The 14,403-nt window shown below is 62.5% G+C and carries 16 protein-coding genes; 5 read left to right on the top strand and 11 right to left on the bottom strand.

Translation table 11 applies throughout. From position 1 onward, the window contains the following. Nucleotides 1-89: 89 nt before the first annotated feature. Nucleotides 90-1,028 (bottom strand): ornithine cyclodeaminase family protein, encoded by a 939-nt coding sequence (locus ACIU1A_RS17915; RefSeq protein WP_404924835.1) that lies wholly within the window; start codon nt 1,026-1,028, stop codon nt 90-92. A gap of 304 nt (nt 1,029-1,332) precedes the next feature. Here ACIU1A_RS17915 and ACIU1A_RS17910 point away from each other — a divergent pair, with 304 nt between their 5' ends. From ACIU1A_RS17910 to ACIU1A_RS17895, 4 genes are read left to right on the top strand one after another with little or no spacing between them, the layout of a single operon-like run. Further along, entirely contained in the window at nt 1,333-2,196 is an 864-nt protein-coding gene (locus ACIU1A_RS17910) for a GNAT family N-acetyltransferase (protein WP_140656763.1), read from the top strand. Nucleotides 2,197-2,207: 11 nt separating this feature from the next. Then, nucleotides 2,208-3,386, top strand: a complete 1,179-nt coding sequence (locus ACIU1A_RS17905; RefSeq protein ID WP_404927950.1) for an alanine racemase — start codon at nt 2,208-2,210, stop codon at nt 3,384-3,386. A 57-nt stretch (nt 3,387-3,443) separates the two neighbouring features. Beyond that, the gene (locus ACIU1A_RS17900; protein ID WP_404924834.1) at nt 3,444-3,635 is read left to right on the top strand and encodes a hypothetical protein; all 192 of its coding nucleotides are present in this window, start codon (nt 3,444-3,446) and stop codon (nt 3,633-3,635) included. Then, nucleotides 3,632-5,086, top strand: a complete 1,455-nt coding sequence (locus ACIU1A_RS17895; RefSeq protein ID WP_404924833.1) for an aldehyde dehydrogenase family protein — start codon at nt 3,632-3,634, stop codon at nt 5,084-5,086. The genes ACIU1A_RS17900 and ACIU1A_RS17895 overlap by 4 nt, the downstream gene beginning before the upstream one ends. Before the next feature lie 299 nt (nt 5,087-5,385). Here ACIU1A_RS17895 and ACIU1A_RS17890 read toward each other — a convergent pair whose 3' ends face one another. From ACIU1A_RS17890 to ACIU1A_RS17845, 10 genes are all read right to left on the bottom strand, one after another. Beyond that, a complete protein-coding gene (locus ACIU1A_RS17890; protein WP_404924832.1) occupies nt 5,386-5,889 on the bottom strand; it encodes a sulfotransferase family protein in 504 nt (167 codons plus the stop codon). Beyond that, entirely contained in the window at nt 5,870-6,733 is an 864-nt protein-coding gene (locus ACIU1A_RS17885; RefSeq protein ID WP_404924831.1) for an amidase, read from the bottom strand. Before ACIU1A_RS17885 ends, ACIU1A_RS17890 begins: the two co-directional genes overlap by 20 nt. Before the next feature lie 69 nt (nt 6,734-6,802). Next, entirely contained in the window at nt 6,803-7,363 is a 561-nt protein-coding gene (locus ACIU1A_RS17880; protein WP_404924830.1) for a TIGR02444 family protein, read from the bottom strand. 48 nt (nt 7,364-7,411) lie between these two features. Then, a complete protein-coding gene (locus tag ACIU1A_RS17875; protein ID WP_404924828.1) occupies nt 7,412-8,761 on the bottom strand; it encodes an FAD-dependent oxidoreductase in 1,350 nt (449 codons plus the stop codon). After that, entirely contained in the window at nt 8,758-9,060 is a 303-nt protein-coding gene (locus tag ACIU1A_RS17870; protein ID WP_140560679.1) for a (2Fe-2S)-binding protein, read from the bottom strand. Before ACIU1A_RS17870 ends, ACIU1A_RS17875 begins: the two co-directional genes overlap by 4 nt. Further along, nucleotides 9,044-10,150: an FAD-binding oxidoreductase gene (locus ACIU1A_RS17865; RefSeq protein ID WP_140672555.1), complete on the bottom strand. Its 1,107-nt coding sequence runs from the start codon at nt 10,148-10,150 to the stop codon at nt 9,044-9,046. The genes ACIU1A_RS17870 and ACIU1A_RS17865 overlap by 17 nt, the downstream gene beginning before the upstream one ends. A gap of 12 nt (nt 10,151-10,162) precedes the next feature. Then, complete coding sequence (locus ACIU1A_RS17860; protein ID WP_404924827.1) at nt 10,163-10,921, bottom strand: aspartate/glutamate racemase family protein; 759 nt, start codon at nt 10,919-10,921, stop codon at nt 10,163-10,165. A 19-nt stretch (nt 10,922-10,940) separates the two neighbouring features. Next, nucleotides 10,941-11,594, bottom strand: a complete 654-nt coding sequence (locus ACIU1A_RS17855) for a UbiX family flavin prenyltransferase (RefSeq protein ID WP_404924825.1) — start codon at nt 11,592-11,594, stop codon at nt 10,941-10,943. Beyond that, entirely contained in the window at nt 11,591-12,913 is a 1,323-nt protein-coding gene (locus ACIU1A_RS17850; RefSeq protein ID WP_404924824.1) for a UbiD family decarboxylase, read from the bottom strand. Before ACIU1A_RS17850 ends, ACIU1A_RS17855 begins: the two co-directional genes overlap by 4 nt. After that, nucleotides 12,910-13,689, bottom strand: coding sequence for a UTRA domain-containing protein (locus tag ACIU1A_RS17845; RefSeq protein WP_140560684.1), 780 nt, complete (start codon nt 13,687-13,689; stop codon nt 12,910-12,912). Before ACIU1A_RS17845 ends, ACIU1A_RS17850 begins: the two co-directional genes overlap by 4 nt. 264 nt (nt 13,690-13,953) lie before the next feature. Between ACIU1A_RS17845 and ACIU1A_RS17840 the strand changes: the two genes are divergently transcribed. Next, nucleotides 13,954-14,310: a RidA family protein gene (locus ACIU1A_RS17840; protein ID WP_404924823.1), complete on the top strand. Its 357-nt coding sequence runs from the start codon at nt 13,954-13,956 to the stop codon at nt 14,308-14,310. The last annotated feature ends 93 nt before the right edge of the window (nt 14,311-14,403 follow it).

Raw genomic sequence — 14,403 nt, 5'->3', positions numbered from 1 at the left:
GACTTGCGCTCATGCGGGGCCGCAGAGCTCCGCCGTTTGTTCCAGTGCAGCCGCACCATCGCGGCGGGGACTTGTCGCTGCGAAACTGATCAGCGGTGGGGCGTCTTGGCGCGGATCAGCGCGTCAGCCATGTAGAGGTCCTGGAGGGAGATACCGGAGCTGTCGAAGACAGTGATTTCGGTGTCGGAGAGGCGTCCGGACACACGCTTGGCAATGACGTCGCCGATTGGTGTTACTGCAAGCACGCCGGCGTCGATCTCGTCGCGCACGTGTTGGAACTCGCCGATCTGAACGGACTGGGAAAGCAGATCACAAAACAGATGTGCGTTGGGAAATAGTGCGCTCGGCAATTCGCGCTTGCCTGGAGCGTCCGACCCCATGCTGACGATATGGGTTCCGGGTCCCACCCAAGCGGCATCGAAAAGCGGTTCGCGTGAGGGTGTCGCCGTGACCACGATGTCGGCCGCACGCACGGCTTCTTCGGGCATGACAGCGCGCGCCTGCAGGCCCAATTCGCCGATCTGATCGACAAAAGCGTCGCGCCGCGGCGAAGGCGGGGCCACCACCAACACGCTTTCGATTGCGCGGATGCGTGCCAGCGCTCTCACTTCGAAGCCCGCCTGGTTGCCCGCGCCGAATATCGCCAGAACCTTGGCCTGCTTGCGCGCAAGAAGATCAGCTGCAACCGCGTCGGCTGCGGCCGTCCTGTAGGCGTTCACCTTTCCGGCCTCGATTACGGCGCGGAGCCGTCCTGTATTCTGATCGAGCAGCACGATGGTGGAGTTGTGGCGGGGAAGGCCACGTGCCGGGTTGCCCGACCAGAAGGAGCCGATTTTCACTCCGGTCAGGTCATCCGACGAGCCGGATTTGATAGAGAAGGTATTGCTCGCCTCCTGCGTGCGCCCGATGACAGCAGGGAAGACCCAGCTCTGCCCCGATGCTGCTGCCACGAGCGCCTCCCGCGCCGCCTCGAAGGCAAGTTCATGCGTGACAAGGGCGGCTGCCTCGTCTTCGCTGATGTAGATCATCCGAAATTCCTTCTGAGCATCAAGTGCTCATCGCTGAGACGTGTCGCGGCTATGCCATCGTGGAGGCTGAGAACGCATCCGTTTGGATGGGTGCGGAGGACACGCCGAGCGAGGGTAATCACAAACGGGGACTCAAGCTGCCCGATATTCTTCGCCCGATTTGTGCAACTTTGCGTGCCGAGGAACTGCCGAAAACGAATGATCTCGCTTATTTGAAAGGGCAAAACAGCAGAGAAATCTGCTGCTGGAGCGCAATTCTAAGGTCCGACTTCAATTCGACAGTGATCAAGAGACGGCACCTCCCATGGCCCCCCAACTCGAGCGAGACATCGTCATCCCTAGCGAACTGATGAAATTGGAAACCCGTCATTTGCCGGGCGCGCTGAAGCTGTCGCAGGAGATGGGCTGGCCCTATCGCCTGGAGGATTGGGAATTCGCCGCCACTGTCGGCAGGGGGCTGGTTCTCGAGCAGGCAGGGCAGGTGATTGGCACCGCCATGTCGTGGATTTACGGCAAGGCTTTTGCCACCGTCGGCATGATCATCGTCACTGGCCCTGCGCAAGGCGGTGGCAACGGTTCGCGGCTGTTTGATGGATTGCTTGAGGCGGCGCAGGGTCGCAACGTGTTGCTCACGTCCACCGAAGAGGGGCTCGCGCTTTACAAGCGCCGCGGCTTCACTGCCTGGGGCACGGTGCTCCAGCACCAAGGCCTGCTGACCACTGCGGTGACGCGGGGGACCGGTGACGGTGTGCGTCAGGCGACGATCTCCGACCTCGCCGCGATCCAGGCGTTCGATGAACGGGCCACGGGCATGCCGCGACCATCGATGGTCGCGGCACTCGCCGATGTGGGCAAGGTCGTCGTAGTCGAACGCGACGGGCGGATTGCCGGCTACGCCATCAGCAGGAGGTTCGGCCGTGGCTATGTCATCGGCCCCTGTGCGGCCGAGAGTGACCAGGATGCGCGGCTTTTGATCTTGGCGCAGCTTTCTAAGCTTCATGATCAATTCGTTCGCATCGATATCTATGCCGAAGATGGATTGGGCGATTGGCTCGAGAGCCTCGGCCTTCAGCAGGTCAGCTCGGCGACCGCCATGGTCAAGGGGCAGCGGCCTGTCTCCGAGGGCTCAGCCCATATGTACGCGCTGGCAAACCAGTCGTTCACCTAGGAAACGAGATGATGAACAAGATGGCGGCAAACCTGGCAGCGAGCGAGACGACTGAGACGATCGACGCCTTGATTACCCCAGCGCTGCTTTTGGATCGCGGACGGCTCGAGCGCAACATTCAACGGCTGGCTGAGCGTGCCAAGAAGCTTGGCGTGGTGCTGCGCCCGCATATGAAGACGGCCAAAAGCATCGACGCCGCCCGATACGCTTTCCCTCGCGAGCCCGGTCCGATCACGGTCTCGACGATCGCCGAGGCGGAATATTTCGCGGACCACGGCTTTCGCGACATCACCTATGCGGTTGGCCTCTCGCCGGCTTCGGCAAGGCGCGCCATGGAGCTCTGTCGCCGTACCGGCGCTGATGTGAAGCTGTTGCTCGATACTGTGGAGCAGGCCGATGTCTTGGCCGACGCGCGCCAAACCACCGGCATGACGCCGTCGGTCTTCATCGAACTGGACTGCGATGACCATCGCGGCGGATTGAAGCCGGACGACCCGGGATTGCCCGACGTGGCCAGCAGGGTCGTCGCTGCCGGTGCCAAGCTCGTCGGGGTTCTCGCTCATGCAGGCGAATCCTATGGCTTGAACACGCCCGATGCGCTGGTCAGGGCAGCGGAGAACGAGCGTTCGGCCACCGTCCGCGCTGCTGAAATCCTGCGCGCCCATGGCCATGCCTGTCCGATCGTCAGCGTCGGCTCGACGCCAACCGCGCATTTCGCCCAGAATCTCGAGGGTGTCACGGAATTGCGCGCCGGGGTCTACATGTTCTTCGATCTCGTTCAGCACGGGGTTGGCGTCTGCAACCGCGACGACATCGCGATTTCCGTATTGGCCACGGTGATCGGCTCGAAGCCGGAAAAGGGATGGGTGCTGGTCGACGCCGGGTGGATGGCGCTTTCGCGCGATCGGGGCACCGCAAACCAGCAGATCGACCAGGGTTACGGCGTGGTCTGCGACGAAAAGGGGCGGGTGCTGGAAGATGTGATCGTGGTCCAGGCCAGTCAGGAACACGGTATCCTCGCCATTCGTGCCGGTTCTGGAAAGTCCATGCCCGACTTGCCGCTCGGCTCTCGGGTGCGGATCTTGCCCAACCACGCATGTGCGATGGCCGCCCAGCATGATTTCTATACCGTCGTTAACGGGGACAGCCCCAGGATTGAAGCGCGTTGGGAGCGGATGCGCGGCTGGTAGGCGCGCAACTATGCCTTGCATGCCGCCCCAGTCAAATCAGCATTGGTGGTCCAGAAAATGAAGTTTACCTCTTACGGGCTGGATATGTCGACGCTGATAGGCCGCACCTTGACTGATGTTATGGATGGGCGCCCCGACTTGAATCCCTGGAAGGATTTCGACTGGCAGGCGATCCCCGGCTATTTCGGGCGCCCCCGGTTCCTGCCGATTCTGGGTGCCCACTACCGCATAAAGGATCTTGTCGCGTGATGACGCCCCTCGAACATCTGTCGCGCAGCGGCCACCTGGACAAGTTCTTCATCGACGGTCAATGGGTCGAGCCGAGCGGCACCGCCAAGGGCGTCGTGGTGAACCCCTCTACCGAAGAAGTTGTCGCTCGGTTTCCGCTCGGAAACAGCCTTGACGTGGATGTGGCCGTTGCTGCGGCCCGCCGTGCATTCGCCGCCTGGAGCCGGACCACGCCGGAATACCGTGCCGGTCTGCTCGATCGCCTCCAGGCGCTGCTCGAGGCGCGCGGTGAACTCCTGGCTCAATGCCTCACCCTCGAAATGGGTGCGGCGATCGGCTATGCACGAAGCGCGCAGGTGCCGCTGGCGATCGCGCATATCAAGGTCGCTCGCGATGTGCTGACAGCCTTTCCGTTCGTCAAGCAGCGGGGGCAAACTGCCGTCACCCACGAACCGATCGGTGTCTGCGCCTTGATCACTCCGTGGAACTGGCCACTTTACCAGATCACCGCCAAGGTTTCGCCGGCGCTCGCGGCAGGCTGCACGGTCGTGTTGAAGCCGAGCGAGCTTTCTCCCCTGGACGCCCTGCTGTTCGCCGAAGCGATCGAGGAAGCCGGCTTTCCTGCCGGGGTGTTCAATCTGATTCAAGGTGATGGTGCATGCGTGGGTGCTGGTCTCGCATCCCATCCGGCTGTCGATATGATCTCGATTATCGGGTCCACCCGGGCGGGCATCGCGGTGGCCCAGGCGGCAGCGCCGACGGTCAAGCGTGTGGCGCAGGAACTCGGCGGCAAGTCCCCGAACGTGATCCTGCCGGACGCCGATCTCGACCGCGCCGTTTCCCTGGGCATAGCCGCCGCCTTCCGCAATCTCGGCCAGTCATGCAGCGCCCCGACGCGCATGATCGTGCCACGCGAGCGGCTGTCCGAGATCGAGGCAATCGCTAAGAGAGTCGCGGCCCAGATCGTCGTCGGCGATCCTCTTTCGGAGGCCACCACTCACGGTGCGATCGCCAATCGTGCCCAATTCGATCGCATTCAAACCATGATCGACGTCGGCATATCGGAAGGCGCCAGGCTCATCATCGGCGGACCGGGTCGTGCACACGATCTGAACGTCGGCCTCTATGTGAAGCCGACGATCTTTTCGGACGTGCGCACCCACATGCGCATTGCCCAGGAAGAAGTTTTTGGGCCAGTCCTCTGCATCATCCCCTATGATACAGTCGAGGAGGCCGTCACCATCGCCAACGACACGGTGTACGGCTTGGGGGCCCATGTGCAGGGGGAGGACTTGGAGGTCGTCAGGGACGTCGGGTCGCGCATTCGTTCCGGTCAGGTTCACCTCAACTACCCGGCCTGGGATCCGCATGCCCCGTTTGGCGGTTTCAAGCAATCTGGAAACGGACGCGAATATGGGATCGAGGGTATGTTGGAGTATCTCGAGATCAAATCCATCCTCGGCTACTTCTAGGTGGCATCCTAGCCGTGGCGCTGAGGCCGCGGCGGCGCCATCTAGAGAAGGTCCACGAGTGTTCCATGTTAACCCAGACGAGATGACTGTTTTGCACCGCAAGTTGGTCATTGAACTTACCATGTCCGCCGTCCAGAAGCGGACATCCGAGCGGCTAGCCGCAATGGCACCTTCCCGCCCAACAGCGGCGACCCACCTCTTGATGGTGCACCCGCTTCTATTGGTTACAAGCATCGGAGCGGGCGGGACAGACTGCTACGCGCGTTAGCCGAGCTGCGAGCCTCGAACTCGATGCGGGCTTATTTGGCGAAACGGCTTCGGAATTCGGTAGTGGTGTTGCTGTGAGGGAAGGTTTCGGCCGGGATCGGCACGCCGAGAAAGGCGCACAGGTTCGGCCAGCCTTCGGCCACCTGATAGACCAGCAGGCGCGACGGCGGGAAAGCCGAGACCACTTCGGCGTTGTGGGCTGCGAGCACTTCGATAGCATGGGTTTCGTCGTCGAGCCGACCGCCGAAAATTTTCGTCTCTATGACGACGCGGCCAAAACTTTGCGGGTCGGAGGTCTCGCCCATGGCGTTGAAGATCGTGGCGCGTGCGCTCCTGTACCAGTCCTCGGGGTTGCGAACGGTAAGGATTAGCTTGGCGTCGGGGAAATACTCGGCGAGTTCGCGCCAGAAATAGGCCGTCGGCCAGTCGACTGCCGACTTGTAACCGAGATAGACGAGGTCCCAATCCACCGGCTCGCCGCGCCCGGCCGCGCGGATCAGGTCGCGGTGCTCGGGGTTAGAGTTGACGTCCTCCATGTGATGGCACGGCCCAAAGGCGCCTTCCAACCGAGCCGCCACATGACGGTCCAGAAGGTCGCCGAAAAGGGGCCCGAGGTCGGCCGAGCTTTACTCCTCTGATCGTTGCCGCCGGAGGCACGGGAGTGCCGCAAAGAGCGGCCCAAACGATGGCGGCGTCCTCGGCCGAACGGGTTAGCGGGCCGATAGTGTCGAGCGTCGCCGAGACCGGGAAGCTGCCATCCGTCGGCCAGATGTTCGCCGTCGGCTTCAGACCGAACACGCCGCAGAACGCAGCCGGGCCGCGGATCGAGCCGCCGGTGTCGGTGCCAATGGCAAAACCGCAAAGGCCCGCAGCCACGGCGGCCGCCGACCCGCTGGAAGAGCCGGCGGTCAGTCGAAATACAGCGGCATCCCATGGATTGCGCGGTGTACCCCGCCGATAATTGGTACCTGTGCCGCTCATCGCGAACTCGACGGCCTTGGTCTTGCCAATAATGACGCAGCCGGCGGCGGCAAGGCTGCGCATGAAACCGCCCGGGCCGCCGATCAGGTCCGAGACATCGACATCCGAGCCGGCCGTTGTCGGCATTCCTTCAACGGCGATGATGTCCTTGATCGCGATGGGAACACCCATCAAGGGGCCGAAATCAACGCCGCCGGCGAGTGCCTCGTCGACGAGTTTGGCGGCTCGCAACGCGGCTGATGCCGCCACGTGTTCATAGGTTTGCAGCTGGCGATCGTAGGCGGCGATCCGCGCCAAGTAGGCCTCAGTCGCGGCAACGGCCGTCGTCTCGCCGGCCCGCAGCCGGCGACCGAAGCCACGGATGCCACCAGGATCGAGCGGGTCGGCCGGAATGGTCATCGGAATTCAACCTCCTGCAACCACACGCCCGTAATCACGTGCAAAACGCCCTCGGGCGATGCGCTAAGTTCACACGCCCGACACCGCGTGCTCGCGGCGTCTAGGAGCGGCTGCTGCTCGTGTAGGGGCGTCTTGGCCGGTCTGCGCCACCGCTATGATGTGCGCCAGTGCTTTTTCGACCATGCCGTTGTGGCTGCGTTCGGCAATCAGCCTCGACAGGGTCGCTACCGGCGGTGGGCCGCCACCGGTCGCATTCTCCAGCCAATTTGCGGCGAAATCGATCTGCAGCCGCTCCGCCGTCAACTCGGCTTTTTTGATCTGGGCGCGCAGCTGTTCTTTCGCATTGTCGGCGATATCCTCGCGTGGCGGCTTCAATGTTCGGCGAAGCGCGCGCAGCGGAAGCACTACGTCTTCACGCCAGCTTGACATTGCGGCCCGCAGCGCTGCGATCTCATCGCTCGAAAGGGACTTGCCCAAAGCTATGTCGGCATAGATGAGCATCAGCATTTCCACCACGTCCAGACCTGCCTCGTCCTGCAGGACGAGGCAGGCTTCGGAAACGCCCTCGCGCCCATAGAAGTCAATCAGGAATGCCCATGCGGCGTCTGCGGGAGAGGACTGTTCGTTCAAGTCAATCCTCCTCGTATTGGGTGGCCAGTTCGCCGATCGAGACTGGTTTCAGGGGGGGCGGATACGGTAATATCCCGTTGCGTCGGGAGTCTGGCCGGTTTCGTGCGCGACGATGGCGCTGACCGTCGGACCACACATACGGCCCTGGCAAGGACCCATGCCGCAACGCAGGAACGCCTTGGCCTGGTTCGGGCCGAGACAGCCCCGCCGGACGATGTCGCGAATGGCTCCGGCACGAATAGCCTCGCAACGACATACGACCACGTCGTCCGCCGGAACGAGCACTTCATTGCGCGGACGATAGAGCCGGTCGAGGAAAGGCCTGATCGTCAGGTGGGCGTCAAGGGCCTGCTGCGCGACGGCCTTTCGGCTTTCCAATTCGGTATCGGAAATCTTATCGAGACCCTTGAGGATCGCAAGCGCGCACAACGCGCCGGTATGGGCGCTTGCCGTCGCGCCCACGATGCCGCCGCCGTCGCCGGCGATGAAGACGCCCGGAATGGAGGTTTCCCGCATCGGGTCGAGGATCGGGAGGAAGCACTGTTGCTCTTCATCCCATCGATGGGCACAGCCGATGGATCGGGCTATCTGCTGGCTCGGTATCACGCCCTCGTGCAGGGCAACCAGATCGAGGTCGATGCGTATGGTGCCCGTTCGGGTCCGGAAGCTGGCGGCGACAGCCCGCTCGGCGCCCTCGATGCGGAGCTTGGAAACGCCGCGATAGATTTTCACGCCGCGTCGGTGCAACGCGGCCATCAATCCCAGGCCTTTCCAAAGGTAACCCAAACCGTGGCCGCAAACGGCTTTCGGCAAATGCCGCAGTGCGGGTATGAGATTGGTCCGCTTGGCGGTGTCGAGAAGCACGAGGTCGGAAACGCCGGCTTCAAGGCACTGGGCCGCGAACAGGTAGACGAGAGGACCGCAGCCGGCCAGCACGAGGCGCCCGGAAGGGCGAAGCCCCGCATCCTTGAGCATGATCTGCAAGGCGCCGACCGTCAGGACGCCGGGCAGCGTCCAGCCAGGCACCGGAACCGGCCGCTCCATCGCGCCCGAGGCAATGACGAGGGCCTTTGCCTGCAACTGCTCGACCTTGCCGTCGGCCTTCGTCCAGACCGTGCCGTCGGCATCGATGCGCCAGGCGCTCGTGTTGAAACGCAACTCCGCGGCGCTGGCGCGCATCCTGGCCGTCAGCGCAGCGCCGTCCGCATAGTCGGAGCCGAGCACTGCGGAAAGTCTCGCACTGTCCGTGTTGCGTTCGACGGCGCGGTAGATCTGTCCGCCGGGCGCGGGTTGTTCGTCGATGACGAGTGTGCGGGCACCGCCTTCGGACAGTGTTGCGGCAGCCGTCATTCCGGCAGGTCCGGCTCCGATCACGATAGCGTCCCAAAGGCCGTTCATCCGAGCGTCCTCGCACCGTGCTGGCGCCTGATGATCATCCCGGGGCGGGCCCTTGTCAGGCAGGATTGCTGATTCTGCTTGCCGTCGATTTCGACCAGGCACTCAAAGCACACGCCCATCATGCAATAGGGTGCGCGCGGGCTTTCGTCGACAGGGCTTCCTCTCAATGGTGAAACTCCGGCCGCCAGCAGCGCCGCAGCGACACTGTCGCCAGACTGGAAGGGAACCTGGGAGCCCTCAAAGTCGAGGACGTTGGCGCCCGGAGGCAGTGCGGAACTACACTCAACTCTGGTGAACATCGAACCTGCCGCCTGTGAAGCTCGAAAGATGTTGCGGTAGCCGGCCTTTCGCCAGCGCCGGACCGATTTCCAGCGCATGCACGCTGGCGAGGGTGACGCCGCTGTGGCAGGTGACCGCAAAGGCGCCCGGAAAACGAGCGGATTCCTCGTAAATGGGGAGGCCGTCAGGCGTCATGACGCGCAACGAACCCCAACTGCGCACCACCGTGGCCTCAGCCAGCGCGGGAAAAACGCGGGCTGCCGTCCTGCAAAGCGCGGCCGCGGTAATCACGTCTGTTCCGTCGTCGAAACCTCGATCTTCATGGCTGCTGCCAAGCAGGACCGTGCCCTCAAGCGATTGCCGGATGCAGTTGGTGGCATAGGGCAGGAATGGCTTAATCCGTTCGGTGACGACAATCTGTCCCCGCTCGGGCTTCACCGGCATTGAAAGCCCCACATGCCCGGCGAGGTTGGCCGCGCCCAGACCAGCGGCCAGGGCGATCCGCCTGCCGGTAACGCAGCCAGTACGGCTGACTGCCTTGAACCCGTCCTTTTCCGTGGCGATGTTCTCGACCCGGAACCCGGGGCGGTAGCTGCCGCCGGCGTCCTGCAGCCCTCCTTGCAGCGCGCGTAGCAGATACAGAGGATTGACGTGGCCATCGAGCGAGGAAAACGAAGCGCCAACCACGTCATCACCGATACCGGGCAGCATAGCCCGCAAGTCGGCGCGGTCGAGGATGGATATGTCGATGTCGCCGCCATCGGCCCGTGTGCGGGCGATGACATCGCGGCGCTTGTCTAGTTCCGCCTCGCTAAAGCAGAATTGCAGCCCTCCAGGTTGCCGCCACCCGATGTCGAAGGAAACGGCGTTGCTCAACTTTGCGGCAAATCCCGGCCACATTCGGCCTGCGTGCAGTGACCATTGCATATAGTGTGGGGTGCCGACGCCCTTTCCCTGGAGCCAGACAAGGCCGAAGTTGCCACGAGCGGCGCGATGGGCCTGGTCGCCTTCGTCGAGCAGGACGACGTTGGCTCCGGCAGTCTGCGCGCCCCATGCAAGGGCCGCCCCGACGAGGCCGCCCCCCACGACGATCAGGTCGAACACCTCCATCGCTACTGCACTTCACGAGGTTTCCGGGTGGAAACCGCGAGGCCTCAAGCCTGCGTGAAGCCACTCGACCAGCGACACGACATCGTAGATAGGTACGCCAAAGGCCTTCTCGATTGCCTGCGAATAGGGAGGAAGATTGGCGCATTCGCTGACCAGGGCGCCTATCGACGGCGTTTCGGCGAGCATGCGCTCCACGGTCTCCAGAGCGTCGCGTTCCTGTGCCGCGTAGGAGACCCGGGAGGCGTTGTTGCGCATATTGGCGCGGATCGGCCCGTCAAAGGCGAGTTCGCCGAGCGGAAGGCCGACAGGAGCCCCGATATTTGTGAAATGCTTGTCTGTAATGGCCTTGCGGTCCGAAACGATGACGCCGACAGTCTTGTCCGCCGGCAACGTCTGCAGCACGAGCGGGATTTGCATCAGACTGGATGAGGCTACCGGCACCCGGCTATAGGCGCGCAATTGCGGATGCACCACTGCCAGGAACCCGCAACTGGTGGCGATGCCGTCCACGCCCAGTTGGGTCAACCGGTCTATCGCATCGTAAAAAGCCGGCAAGACCTTTTCGGGAGCGCCTTCGATCACATCCTGTGGGCGTACTCCGGTGACAACATGATACTGTACCGGAAAACGCCAAGTCAGGGCATTGGCGACATCGCCGGGAAGGCGCTCGAACCCCGTGTCGAGCACGATAATGCCAACATGCGCGCCGTGGACTGGACGGTGGCGGTGCGGGCGATCAGCGGTTTGCAGGACATTAATAACAGGTTGCATTGGTAAGGACTCTGCTGGGTCAGGAGGCGTCGTCGGCGGGCTTCGGACAGGCTTCGCGGTCGACGCTCATTCCCTCCCACCGCGCCACCTTGCCGCTGTCGATGCCGAAGAGGTCGAGCGCGCGGCCGACGCTGTGGTCCACCATCTCTTCGAGCGAGCGCGGCTTGGCGTAGAAAGCAGGCACAGGCGGCATGAGGATCGCCCCTATTTCGGCGAGCGCGGTCATTGTCCGAAGGTGCCCGAGATGCAGCGGAGTCTCGCGAAGCATCAGAACGAGCTTGCGGCGTTCCTTCAACACGACGTCCGCGGCGCGGCTCATGAGGCTAGAGGTGACGCCGGAGGCGATCTCGGACATCGTCCTGACGGAGCAGGGTGCGATCAGCATGCCGAGCGTCCAGAAGGATCCGCTGGAAATCGAGGCGCCGATGTTTTGAACATTGTGGAAGACGCTGGCCCGTTCGGCGATCTCCGCAGGACGCATGCCGAGTTCCTGGGAAAGCGTCAGATGCGCCGACCGCGTCACTATCAGATGGGTCTCGATGCCAGCGGCCCTGAGCTGGTCGAGCGCCCTGACGCCATAGACGGCGCCGGAGGCGCCGCTGATGCCGACGATGATGCGGAGAGGCTGCGGCCCGCCCCCGCCGCCCTGCCAGAGTGAAGCCGATCCGCTCACGCGTTTTCGAACCAGTCCGCAAGGTCGACCTTGTCGGCAAGGCGGATCTTCTTGCGTTCGAATTCGGCCTTGCGGTGGAACGGCTTGGTGGCGTCGACGAGCAGGCGCCCCCAATGATCCTTGGCTTCGTCGCGATAGAAGGAAGGCGTATCGGGAATGATGATCATGTCCTTGTCGGGACGGCAACGGGTCAGGGTCGCCCACATCACGTCGTCCATGCTGTAGATGTCCACATCCTCATCGACGACGGTGACCACCTTGGCCCAGATCGGCTCGGCGCCGATGGTGGCGAGCATCACCTGGCGGGCGTGCCCCTCGAACTGCTGGTCGACCTTGATCACGGCATGATTGACAAAGGGCTGGCAGGTGACGTCGAGAATGCCGGGTAGCGCCGCGCTCAACCGCTGGAAGATGTTGGCGGACACCGACAGTTCCAGCGTCAGCACCTCCTCGGCCGAACCGCACAGTATGCTGTGGAACATGGCGTCGCGCCGCACGGTGACCCCCAAAACCTCGAACACCGCATTTGGGCCTTCAGGGACGTAGTAACCCATGAATTCGCCGAACGGGCCCTCAGGCCGGCGTTCGTTTGGCAGGAAGCGGCCCTCGATGACGATCTCGGTGTCGGCTGGAACCTCGAGGTCGATATACTTGCACTTGCGCATGGCGATGGGGCTGCCCTTCAGCCGCGCCGCGACCTCAAGCTCGTCCACGTCATAGGGCAGCGGAGCCGCGGCGGTGAGGAAGGATGTCGCCGGTGCGCCGATCAGCATCGCCGCCTCCAGCGGCTTGCCCATCTTCTCGGCCTTTTCATGATAGATGGTGAGGTGATGGCGCGGCGCCAGGCGGCAGCGCAACTCGCTGTCGCTCACATACATCGAACGGTGATAGGACAGATTGCCGACCCCCGTTTCGGGATCCTTGGCAATGAACATGGCCGAGGTGAAATAGGGCGCGGCATCGCGATCGGAGTAGGTGATGAGTGGCAGTTCAGACAGCTTGCATTCGGTCAGTTCCGGGTCCTCGACGCTGACGAAGGGTTCGCCAACGCTTGTCGAGCCGAGATTGGCAAGATTGCTCCACTGACGACAGAAATCGGTGGAATCGATGCCGATCACCTCCGCCAGGCGCTCCCGCGAGCCATAGACGTTGGTAACGACCGGAAAGCGTGTGCCCTTGACGTTGTTGAAAAGGATCGGCTTGCCCCAGCGCTTCTGGGCCACATGGGTGACAGCCGCCAGTTCGTGGAACGGATCGATCTCCTTGTCCACAACAAGCAGGTCGCCGCGTTCACGCAAGCGGGCAATGTAGTCTCTCATCGGATTCTCCTGGATGCCGGGGCACTTCGCTGTTGCATAGTGCCGCCGCGGCTCGGTGTGGCTTCATGTGAACTGCGCAACCGGTAACGGTCGCCCGGATAGAGGAAGCGGCTGCGGGTGACGGGCACGCCTTCGCGCCATGTGCGGCGATCGAGCAGAAGGCAAGGCTGGTTGCCGTCGATCTCAAGGGCCCGCCTGCTTTCTTCGTCGGCCCGGATGGCCCGGATCGTATTGTCGACATAGGTGACTTCGGTTTCCCGCAGGAGGTAGGCGTGAGGCGTAATGCGGGTGAAGTCCTGCTTCAGATAGCCGGGGGCCTCCGCCGGGTTGACGAAGCGATCCTCGATCTGGATGGGCGTTCCATCTTCCTTGTGAAGCAGGCGTGAGTGGCAGACCGGCCCTTCATAGGGCAGGGGCAGCATGCCGGCGAACGGACTTTCGGGGGGCACAAAGCCCAGAAAGAGCACTTCGCTGGTATGCACGCCGCCACTGAGGGCGATTTCCTCCGAGACGTCGGGCAGATCGAATATGGCGCACTGCATCCGGGGGCCGACGACGAAAGTGCCGCGACCCTGGATTCGAACCAGCATGCCTTCTGACTGAAGTTCCCGCAGGGCCCGGCGCACTGTCAGGGAAGAGGCGCCGAATTCCTCGGCGAGCAGTTCCTCGGAAGGCACGCGGAAATCGGCAGGCCATTCGTCGCCGCGTATGCGCTTTTCAATGGCCGACTTGATCTGCCCGTAGAGGGGTTGCGAGTTTTGAAGTTCGTTCGCCATTCCAGCCCCATTGTAATATCATATGTTAGGTTAATTGATACGACGAGTTCGGCTGGATTGTCCAGCGCCATTTGGTTCGCTTTGATCATGGCGAGTCTGGAATCGGCGGAAATTCGCGGGAAATTGGTGAAATCTGAGACCAGTTGGGAAACGACGGTCTGTTAAGCCGCGAATCCTAACCGCTTGACAAAGGCTATGCGTCACTTATCCTATCATATAGTTTCCAATGTAATATATAAATCTCTTGGTGCGGGAAGAATTGGAATGAGCAGCGGGATCGTTCGACATAGCGAGAACAATCGCATGAGTCTTGCCGTGGAGGCGGGTGGCTTCGTTTTTCTGGCTGGCCTTACCGCGGTGGAGACGCGCGGCGCTACCGTGGCCGCGCAGACAAAAGAGATCCTCCAGAGGATCGACCATCATCTCGCTGAAGCAGGCAGCAGCAAAGCGAATCTCGTCAGCGCGCAGATTTGGTTGACGGACAGCGCTACGTTCAACGAATTCAATACGGTTTGGGAAGAATGGGTCGCCGATGTCGGCAAGCCCGTTCGCGCCTGCGTGGAGTCGCGGTTGGCTGATCCTGCTCTTAACGTGGAAATCATGGTCACGGCTTGGCGGTGAGCGGCCAGTCATTGTTGATAGACGGGACGTCTTCGCGCGGCAAAGCCTGCCAAGGTTCTCGATGATCCCGCGTGGAGCGATAAGACTTTCTCT

The sequence above is a fragment of the Mesorhizobium maamorense genome (assembly GCF_044998965.1).
Classification (GTDB): domain Bacteria; phylum Pseudomonadota; class Alphaproteobacteria; order Rhizobiales; family Rhizobiaceae; genus Mesorhizobium.
This window is presented reverse-complemented; position numbering and strand designations above follow the sequence as displayed.

Excerpts from the sequence above, each read along its gene's own strand:
- ACIU1A_RS17840 (WP_404924823.1), top strand. The coding sequence starts at position 13,954 with ATGAGCAGCGGGATCGTTCGACATAGCGAGAACAATCGCATGAGTCTT.
- ACIU1A_RS17910 (WP_140656763.1), top strand. The coding sequence starts at position 1,333 with ATGGCCCCCCAACTCGAGCGAGACATCGTCATCCCTAGCGAACTGATG.
- ACIU1A_RS17875 (WP_404924828.1), bottom strand. The coding sequence starts at position 8,761 with ATGAACGGCCTTTGGGACGCTATCGTGATCGGAGCCGGACCTGCCGGA.
- ACIU1A_RS17870 (WP_140560679.1), bottom strand. The coding sequence starts at position 9,060 with ATGTTCACCAGAGTTGAGTGTAGTTCCGCACTGCCTCCGGGCGCCAAC.
- ACIU1A_RS17905 (WP_404927950.1), top strand. The coding sequence starts at position 2,208 with ATGAACAAGATGGCGGCAAACCTGGCAGCGAGCGAGACGACTGAGACG.
- ACIU1A_RS17860 (WP_404924827.1), bottom strand. The coding sequence starts at position 10,921 with ATGCAACCTGTTATTAATGTCCTGCAAACCGCTGATCGCCCGCACCGC.
- ACIU1A_RS17850 (WP_404924824.1), bottom strand. The coding sequence starts at position 12,913 with ATGAGAGACTACATTGCCCGCTTGCGTGAACGCGGCGACCTGCTTGTT.
- ACIU1A_RS17900 (WP_404924834.1), top strand. The coding sequence starts at position 3,444 with ATGAAGTTTACCTCTTACGGGCTGGATATGTCGACGCTGATAGGCCGC.
- ACIU1A_RS17890 (WP_404924832.1), bottom strand. The coding sequence starts at position 5,889 with ATGGAGGACGTCAACTCTAACCCCGAGCACCGCGACCTGATCCGCGCG.
- ACIU1A_RS17885 (WP_404924831.1), bottom strand. The coding sequence starts at position 6,733 with ATGACCATTCCGGCCGACCCGCTCGATCCTGGTGGCATCCGTGGCTTC.
- ACIU1A_RS17845 (WP_140560684.1), bottom strand. The coding sequence starts at position 13,689 with ATGGCGAACGAACTTCAAAACTCGCAACCCCTCTACGGGCAGATCAAG.
- ACIU1A_RS17915 (WP_404924835.1), bottom strand. The coding sequence starts at position 1,028 with ATGATCTACATCAGCGAAGACGAGGCAGCCGCCCTTGTCACGCATGAA.
- ACIU1A_RS17865 (WP_140672555.1), bottom strand. The coding sequence starts at position 10,150 with ATGGAGGTGTTCGACCTGATCGTCGTGGGGGGCGGCCTCGTCGGGGCG.